The organism is Variovorax rhizosphaerae (genome assembly GCF_037889975.1).
Taxonomy (GTDB): domain Bacteria; phylum Pseudomonadota; class Gammaproteobacteria; order Burkholderiales; family Burkholderiaceae_C; genus Variovorax; species Variovorax rhizosphaerae.
On the sequence record NZ_JBBKZT010000023.1, the window covers coordinates 87,759 to 94,766 of the forward strand.

8 protein-coding genes are annotated in these 7,008 nt (G+C 65.5%); 5 read left to right on the plus strand and 3 right to left on the minus strand.

Going from position 1 to position 7,008, the window contains the following annotated elements; all coding sequences use genetic code 11:
• Positions 1-86: 86 nt before the first annotated feature.
• The 4 genes from WKW82_RS33085 (at position 87) to WKW82_RS33100 (ending at position 4,077) form a co-directional block, all read left to right on the plus strand.
• The gene (locus WKW82_RS33085) at positions 87-1,283 is read left to right on the plus strand and encodes an amino acid aminotransferase (protein WP_340347155.1); all 1,197 of its coding nucleotides are present in this window, start codon (positions 87-89) and stop codon (positions 1,281-1,283) included.
• A gap of 88 nt (positions 1,284-1,371) precedes the next feature.
• Entirely contained in the window at positions 1,372-2,802 is a 1,431-nt protein-coding gene (locus tag WKW82_RS33090) for a polyhydroxyalkanoate depolymerase (protein WP_340347177.1), read from the plus strand.
• 19 nt (positions 2,803-2,821) lie between these two features.
• Positions 2,822-3,448 carry an RnfABCDGE type electron transport complex subunit B gene (locus WKW82_RS33095; RefSeq protein ID WP_340347157.1) on the plus strand — a complete coding sequence of 209 codons (627 nt, stop codon included), beginning with the start codon at positions 2,822-2,824 and terminating at the stop codon, positions 3,446-3,448.
• Positions 3,445-4,077, plus strand: a complete 633-nt coding sequence (locus WKW82_RS33100; protein ID WP_340347159.1) for a LysE family translocator — start codon at positions 3,445-3,447, stop codon at positions 4,075-4,077. Before WKW82_RS33095 ends, WKW82_RS33100 begins: the two co-directional genes overlap by 4 nt.
• Positions 4,078-4,090: 13 nt before the next feature.
• Here the strand turns inward: WKW82_RS33100 and yedA are convergent, their stop codons facing one another.
• The gene (gene yedA / locus WKW82_RS33105) at positions 4,091-5,011 is read right to left on the minus strand and encodes a drug/metabolite exporter YedA (protein WP_340347160.1); all 921 of its coding nucleotides are present in this window, start codon (positions 5,009-5,011) and stop codon (positions 4,091-4,093) included.
• A gap of 114 nt (positions 5,012-5,125) precedes the next feature.
• Here yedA and WKW82_RS33110 point away from each other — a divergent pair, with 114 nt between their 5' ends.
• The gene (locus WKW82_RS33110; RefSeq protein ID WP_340347162.1) at positions 5,126-5,623 is read left to right on the plus strand and encodes an Lrp/AsnC family transcriptional regulator; all 498 of its coding nucleotides are present in this window, start codon (positions 5,126-5,128) and stop codon (positions 5,621-5,623) included.
• Positions 5,624-5,829: 206 nt separating this feature from the next.
• Here WKW82_RS33110 and WKW82_RS33115 read toward each other — a convergent pair whose 3' ends face one another.
• Both WKW82_RS33115 and WKW82_RS33120 read right to left on the minus strand, forming a co-directional pair.
• The gene (locus tag WKW82_RS33115) at positions 5,830-6,333 is read right to left on the minus strand and encodes a VOC family protein (protein WP_340347164.1); all 504 of its coding nucleotides are present in this window, start codon (positions 6,331-6,333) and stop codon (positions 5,830-5,832) included.
• Positions 6,330-7,008: biotin/lipoyl-containing protein (locus WKW82_RS33120; RefSeq protein ID WP_340347166.1), on the minus strand; the 679-nt coding region annotated here is incomplete at its 5' end. The genes WKW82_RS33120 and WKW82_RS33115, both read right to left, overlap by 4 nt.

Genomic DNA, 7,008 nt, shown 5'->3' on the forward strand with positions numbered 1-7,008 from the left:
TCCGTGCAGGCGTGCGGGCCCCGAGCACATGCGCAAACCTGGGCGACACCCGGTTGCATCGAATCTCACCCGAAGGACTTTTCTCCATGTCACTGTTCACCGCCGTCGAAATGGCGCCGCGCGACCCGATCCTGGGCCTCAACGAACAATTTGCCGCCGACACCAACCCCAACAAGGTCAACCTGGGCGTCGGCGTCTACTACGACGACAACGGCAAGCTTCCGCTGCTGAACTGCGTGAAAGACGCGGAAGCCGACATGATGAAGGCGCAGACGGCGCGCGGCTACCTGCCGATCGACGGCATCGTGGCCTATGACAACGCGGTCAAGGGCCTGGTGTTCGGCGCGGACAGCGAACCGGTCCAGTCCGGCCGCGTAGCGACCATCCAGGCCATCGGCGGGACCGGCGGTCTCAAGGTCGGCGCGGACTTCCTGAAGAAGCTCAGCCCGAACGCCACCGTGCTCATCAGCGACCCGAGCTGGGAAAACCACCGCGCGCTGTTCACCAACGCCGGCTTCCCGGTCGAGTCGTATCCATACTACGACGCGGCCACGCGTGGCATCGATTTCTACGGCATGCTGGCCGCGCTGAAGGCTGCTGCCCCAGGCACTATCGTCGTGCTGCACGCCTGCTGCCACAACCCGACGGGCTATGACATCACCGCCGCGCAGTGGGACCAGGTCATCGAAGCCGTCAAGGAACGGAACCTCACGCCTTTCCTCGATATGGCGTACCAGGGCTTCGGCAACGGCATCGCCGAGGACGGCGCGGTGATCGGCAAGTTCGTCGAGGCCGGGCTGACCTTCTTCGTCTCGACCTCGTTCTCGAAGAGCTTCAGCCTGTACGGCGAGCGCGTCGGCGCCCTGTCGGTGTTGTGCGAGAGCAAGGAAGAAGCCGCGCGCGTGCTGTCGCAACTCAAGATCGCGATCCGCACCAACTACAGCAACCCGCCGATCCACGGCGGCGCCGTGGTCGCGGCCGTGCTGAACGACCCGGCTCGCCGCGCGGTCTGGGAGGCCGAACTGGCCGAAATGCGTGTCCGCATCAAGGCCATGCGCCAGAAGTTCGTCGACGGGCTCAAGGCTGCTGGCGTGCAGCAGGACATGAGCTTCATCACGACGCAGATCGGCATGTTCAGCTACTCCGGCCTCAGCAAGGACCAGATGGTGCGCCTGCGCAACGAATTCGGTGTCTACGGGACGGACACCGGCCGCATGTGCGTGGCCGCGCTGAACAGCAAGAACATCGAATATGTGTGCAAATGTGTCGCGCAGGTGATTTAAACAATCGCGATTGGTAGGTTTCACCTACACGCATCGTGGCGCACGCTGATACATTGCACTGCAACATTTACATAACAGGGTGCCCATGATGCTCTACCAGCTCTACGAAGCTCAACGCTCCTTGATGGAGCCGTTCTCGGACTTCGCGCAAGCCGCCTCCAAACTCTATGCGCCCGGCGCCGTCTGGGGCCAGTTGCCGATGGCGCAGCGCATGGCCGCCGGCTACGACTTGCTATACCGCTTGGGCAAGGACTACGAAAAACCCGAGTTCAACATCAAGAGCGTCAAGGTCGAAGGCGACGAGGTCGTGATCCAGGAGGTCATCGAACTCGACAAGCCCTTCTGCGAGTTGCGCCGCTTCAAGCGCTTCACCGACGACCCGCACACCTTGCAGACGCTGAAGACGCAGCCGGTGGTGCTGGTGGTGGCGCCGCTCTCGGGCCACTACTCGACGCTGTTGCGAGATACCGTGCGCACCCTGCTGCAGGGCCACAAGGTCTACATCACGGACTGGAAGAACGCGCGCATCGTGCCTTTGTCCGAAGGCGCGTTCCACCTGGACGACTACGTCAACTACGTGCAGGAATTCATCCGCCTGCTGCAGTCCGAATACGGCAACTGCCACGTGGTGAGCGTGTGCCAGCCGACGGTGCCGGTTCTGGCCGCCATCTCGCTGATGGCCAGCCGCGGCGAACAGACGCCGCTCACGATGACCATGATGGGCGGGCCCATCGACGCGCGCAAGTCGCCGACGGCGGTGAACAACCTCGCCACGAACAAGAGCTTCGAGTGGTTCGAGAACAACGTGATCTACCGCGTGCCGCAAGGCTTCCCGGGCGAAGGCCGACGCGTGTATCCGGGCTTCCTGCAGCACACCGGCTTCGTCGCGATGAACCCGGACCGCCATGCCAGCAGCCACTACGACTACTTCAAGGACCTGATCAAGGGCGACGACGCGAGCGCCGAGGCGCACCGCAAGTTCTACGACGAGTACAACGCCGTGCTGGACATGGACGCGGACTACTATCTGGAAACCATCCGCACGGTGTTCCAGGAGTTCGGCCTGGTCAATGGCACCTGGGACGTGAAGAACCCGCAAGGCGAGATCGAACGCGTGCGGCCGCAGGACATCCGAAACACCGCGCTGCTGACCGTCGAAGGCGAGTTGGACGACATCTCGGGCTCGGGCCAGACCAAGGCGGCGCATGAACTGTGCACCGGCGTCCCGGCGGAGCAGCAGGAGCACTACGAAGTCAAGGGCGCGGGCCACTATGGCATCTTCAGCGGTCGCCGCTGGCGCGACCTGGTGTACCCGAAGGCCGCGGCCTTCATCGCGGCGCATGACCAACCGCAGAAGCGCGCGGGCTCGACCACGCGCATCACGGCCGAAGACACCATCCGCGCACCGAAGAGGCGTGTGGCGCAAGCGGCTGCGAAGGCTGTGCGCAAGACCACGGTTGCGACAAAGGCCGCGGGCAAACCTGCCGCGCCGGCCAGGACGCGCCGCGCTGCGCGCTGACCACCCGCGCGAGTCCGCCATGACTCCGTTGGCAGTGCGCATCCACGCCGCGCTGCCGCAGACGCAGTGCACCCGCTGCGGCTACCCCGATTGCGCCGGTTACGCCGAGGCGGTCGCGAGCGGCGAGGCGGGCATCCACCAATGCCCGCCGGGCGGCGCCGAAGGCATCGAGCGACTGGCCGCCATCACGGGCCAGCCTGTGCGCCCGCTGGGGGCGGAGTTCGGCGCTGAAGGGCCGCGCCGCATGGCCGTGATCGACGAGGCTTGGTGCATCGGTTGCACGTTGTGCCTGGACGCCTGCCCGACCGATGCCATCCTGGGCATCCACAAGCGCATGCACACCGTCATCGAGCCGCATTGCACCGGCTGCGAGTTGTGCATTCCGGTGTGCCCGGTCGACTGCATTTCGCTCGAGGATGTGACACCGGGACGCAGCGGCTGGCAGGCCTGGTCGCAACGGCAGGCCGACGAGGCGCTGAAACGCTATAGCCTCCATGCGGTCCACCGCCCGGCGCGCGGACAGCAAGATTTGATTGAACCCGACGAAGCGCCCGCGCCCGCCGAGGACCGCAAGCGCGCCATCGTCGAAGCGGCCCTGGCGCGTGCGCGCGCCGCCGCCGCGCGTGCCCCAGCGAGAAAGCCATGACCATCGACACCCTGCTGCTCTTCACCCTCACCTCCCTGCTGCTCGCGGTCACGCCGGGGCCGACCATGTTGTTGGCGCTGTCGAACGGGATCTCGGGCGGCATGCGACGCGCGGGCTGGGGCATTGCGGGTGCTTCGATGGGGAGCATCACAGTGATCTCCGCGGTGGCGTTGGGCCTCGGCTCGTTGCTGGAGGCGTCGGAGTTGCTGTTCAACGCGCTGCGTGTGGCGGGTGTGATCTACCTCATGTGGCTCGGCGTGAAGCTCTGGCGCACGCCGCCGCCGGACGTGCAGGCGGCGCTTGCTGAGCAGGGTGAGTCGCCGCAAGGCGGACGTGCTTTGCTCCGCAGCCTGGCGGTGGCGTTGTCGAATCCGAAGTCGGTGCTGTTCTTCGCGGCGTTCCTGCCGCAGTTCATCGATACGGCGCAGCCACAGGTGCATCAATACATGGTGCTCGGCGCGATCTTCGTGGTGCTGGACACCTGCGTGATGCTGGCCTATGCGGGCGCCGGCACGCAGGCCGTGCGCTGGCTGTCGAAGCGCAGCTTGCAGCGGCTCAACCGCGGCTGCGCGGCGGGGATGTGGGCGTTGGCGGCCATGCTGGCCTTCTGGCGCCGACCCGGCGTCTGAACGGCTTGGGCGTTCAGGCCCGAGGCTTCCATAGCAGCAAGAGTACGCCCGACAGCACGACCGTGACCGCGCCCCACTCGAAAGGCGTGACCGTCTCGCCCGCGATCAGCACGCCCAGCAGCATGGCGATGACCGGGTTGACGAAGGTGTAGCTCGACGCCAGTGCGGCGGACGCGCGGGCCAGCAGGACCATGTACGCGTTGAACGCGATCAGCGAGCCGAACACCACGAGATAGAGCCAGGCCGCGATGGCCAGCGGCTGCGGCGGCCAAGTGAAGGACTCGCCGTGCAATGCCGACAGCAACATCAGCACCACGCCACCGCAGATCATCTCGCTGGCAAAGCCCATCGCGCCATCGGCCAGCGGCAGGGTGCGCTGGCTCAACACGCTCCCCACCGACCAGCAGATGCAGGCCGTCGCGATGGCCACCAGGCCGGAAGGCGAGGCCTGGAAGCCGCTGCCCTGCGTCAACAGCAGCACGCCCGCCAGCCCCAGCGCAATGCCGAGGGCTTCGAGCTTGCGAGGCACAACGCCCCAGAACAGGTTCAGCAGCGCGATCATGAGCGGCACGACGGCAATGAAAGCCACGACCAGCCCGGAGCCCACCGACACCTCGGCAAATGCAGTCCCGCCCATGCCACCGCCCAGCATCAGTCCGCCGATGACCAGTGCGTTGCGCCACTGCAAGCGCGTCGGCCATGCTGCCCCACGCCAACGCATCCATGCGGCCAGCAAGGCGCCCGCGACCAGGAAGCGCGTGCCCATTTGCAGAAAGGGCGCGAAGCTCAGCAGCGCGTATTTGATGGCCAGGTAGGTCGAGCCCCAGACCAGCCAGGTGGCGGCGAGGCACAACACCAGCAGTGGTGGCAGGCCGGCGCGCGAGGGGACTGGCGCCAACTTGTCCGCGGGAGTGAGTGAGTTCAAGACAGGCATCCGGATCGTCCAAGGCAGGGAGGATATGCCTCCAATGCTATGAAGGTCGAGCGCACCAAACCATGTGCGATTCACGGTCCTTGATCCAGAATGCCGTCAATTCAAAGGAGATTCATGGACACGACCTTGAACCCCGCCTTGGACGCGTACGACACGCGCATCCTTGCCGAACTGCAGGCCGATGCGCGCCTGACGATGGCCGAACTGGGCCGCCGCGTCCACCTGAGCCAACCGGCGGTCACCGAACGCGTGCGCAAGCTCGAAGCGTGCGGCGTGATCAGTGGCTATCGCGCGACGGTGGACCTGTCGAAGCTCGGCTATGGCATCCGCGCCATCATCCGCGTCGGGCGCGCGGAGTACGCGCGCGTCGTGAAGCTGGTGCAGCAGACGCCGGAATGCATCAATGCTTATAACGTGACGGGGGACGACAGCTGGGTGTTGGAGATCGCGGTGATCGACGTGGCGCACCTCGATGCGGTGGTGACGAAGTTCTGCCTGCTGACGGAGACGGCGACTTCGATCATCCTGAATCCGGCGCGGGAGCACCAGGCGATGCTGCCGCCGCAGAGATCAGATGTGAAGCCGCCGATCCGGAAAGTGACGAACGCATGAGATTTCGCTCTCCCCCAGGTCGCTGCGCACTTCGTGCGCGACTCCACCTCACGAGGGGCAACACCAACGGCCCGGCAAGGCCGGTTTCGTGAAGATGTTGCTCCTCCCCAGGTTGGACTCACTTCGTGTAGTCCGCCCAACCCCCACCGGGGGGCAACACCAACGGCCCGGCAAAGCCGCTTCGGTGGTGTTTCACGAACGAAGAATCAAAGGGCTGGCGTTGAACTCAGGGCGGTGAATGACGCGACCACTTCGGGCGGTGCCTGGACGAGTTCGATCAGCACACCTTCGCCCGCGATCGGGAACTCCTCATTCGCCTTCGGATGCAGGAAGCAGATGTCGAAACCCGCCGCGCCCTTGCGGATGCCGCCCGGCGCAAAGCGCACACCCTTGGCACTCAGCCACTCGACTGCGATGGGCAGGTCATCGATCCACAGCCCGATATGGTTGAGCGGCGTGGTCTGCACCGCGGGCTTCTTGTCGGGATCCAGCGGCTGCATCAGGTCGACTTCGACCTTGAACGGGCCGCTGCCGATGGCGCAGATGTCTTCGTCGACGTTCTCGCGCTCGCTGCGGAAGGTGCCGGTGACTTCCAGGCCGAGCATCTCGACCCAGAGCTTCTGCAACTTGACCTTGTCCGGCCCGCCGATGGCGATCTGCTGGACGCCCAGCACCTTGAACGGACGCAACGCGCTCATGCTTGTGCTCATGCGAACTCCAGGATCACCTGATCCACCGCCAGCGACTCGCCCTTGTCCGCCGAGATCTTGCCGACGACGCCGTCCTGCGAGGCGAACAACACGTTCTCCATCTTCATCGCCTCGATGACTGCGAGCTTCTCGCCCGCCTGCACCTGCTGGCCCGGCTTCACGGCCACTTCGACGAGCAGCCCGGGCATCGGCGACATGAGGTATTTGCTGAGGTCCGGTGGTGCCTTGTACGGCATGAGCTTCTGCAGGCGTGCGCCGAGCGGCGACAGCACCATGGCCTCGATCTGCGTGCCGTTGTGCGACACGCGCAGCGCCAGCGGGTTTTTTCCGGCACCGCGCTCGACCTGGGCGGTGAAGGGTTTGTCGTTGACCGTGCCTTCGATGCGCACGCTGCCGAGTTGCGCCGTGCTGCAGATGCGGTAGGTGTTGTCGCCCACCTGCACCGCGCTGCAGCCGGTCTTGCCATGGAAATCGGTAACCGAGACGGGCGTGTGCACATGCTCGCCCTTCTGCCCGAGCGTGACCACGACGAACTTCTCGCCGACCTTCACGCCATGGCCATCCAGCTGGCCGCTGATGCCCGAGGCACGGGCGCGGTAGCGGCGGTTCATGAAGGCCGCCAGCGCGACCAGGAAGTTCGGGTCGTCGTGCGGCACGTCTTCCGCATGGAAGCCC